Below are 1148 nucleotides of genomic sequence, written 5' to 3' on the forward strand. Positions count from 1 at the left end.
AGTACGTTCGGGGAACCGTTCGCCGAATTTGGCGAGGCCGGTCGGTCCGGGCATCGCGGCGGTGATCGCCACGACATCCTCTCGCTGCTCCCCCAGCGCGATGAGCTCGTCGGAGAAGACCGACGTCCAGTCGGGTGCGGAGGCCGCCTTCGCCCGGCCCGTGCGCGGATCCATGACGCCCGTGGCGTGCATCTGATCGGCGAGATGATTCTCGGCAGGCGCGTACCCGGCGCCCTTGCGGGTCACGGCGTGGACGAGGACCGGACCGCCGTACGCCTTCGCGCGACGCAAGGCGGATTCCATAGCCTGCTCGTCGTGCCCGTCGACCGGACCGAGGTACTTGATCCCCAGGTCGGTGAAGAGTACCTGTGGGCTGACCGCGTCCTTCACGCCGGACTTCATGCCGTGCAGCACGGAGTAGGCCGCCGAGCCGATCCACGGAATCCGCTTGACGATGCGCCTACTGTTGTCGAGCACCTTCTCGTAGCCCGGCTTGAGGCGCAGCGCCGCGAGATGGTCGGCGAGACCGCCGATGGTGGGTGCGTAGGACCGGCCGTTGTCGTTGACCACGATCACCATCGAGCGGTCCTGCCCGGCGGCGATGTTGTTGAGCGCTTCCCAGCACATGCCGCCGGTCAGCGCACCGTCGCCCACGACCGCGACGACGGTCCGATCGGACTGTCCGGACAGCGAATAGGCCTTGGCGAGCCCGTCGGCATAGGACAGTGCAGCCGACGCGTGCGACGACTCGATCCAGTCGTGTTCGCTCTCCGCGCGGCACGGGTAGCCGGACAACCCGCCCTTCTGCCGGAGGCTGTCGAACGCGTCGCGACGACCGGTGAGAATCTTGTGTACGTAGGCCTGGTGACCGGTGTCGAAGAGGATCGGGTCGCGCGGCGAATCGAACACCCGGTGCAGAGCGATGGTCAGCTCCACGACGCCGAGATTGGGCCCGAGGTGACCGCCGGTCGCCGCGACCTTCTCGACCAGGAATTCCCGGATCTCCCCTGCGAGCTCGGTGAGCTCCACAGGGGAGAGTCGACGTAGATCGTCGGGCGACTGGATGCGGGACAGAACACCCAACTGGAACAGCTCCCTCCGGCTCGTGCCTCGCGCTCGTCGCGCGAGTGATTCCCTCAGTCTACGGA

Annotated in this window: 1 protein-coding gene; it reads right to left on the minus strand. The window is 67.2% G+C overall.

Features of this window, described 5'->3' with window-relative positions:
• Positions 1-1083: 1-deoxy-D-xylulose-5-phosphate synthase N-terminal domain-containing protein (locus R1101_RS0123965; RefSeq protein WP_332307025.1), on the minus strand; the 1083-nt coding region annotated here is incomplete at its 3' end.
• Positions 1084-1148 lie beyond the last annotated feature (65 nt).

This window comes from Rhodococcus sp. R1101 (assembly GCF_000278445.1).
GTDB lineage: Bacteria > Actinomycetota > Actinomycetes > Mycobacteriales > Mycobacteriaceae > Rhodococcus > Rhodococcus gordoniae.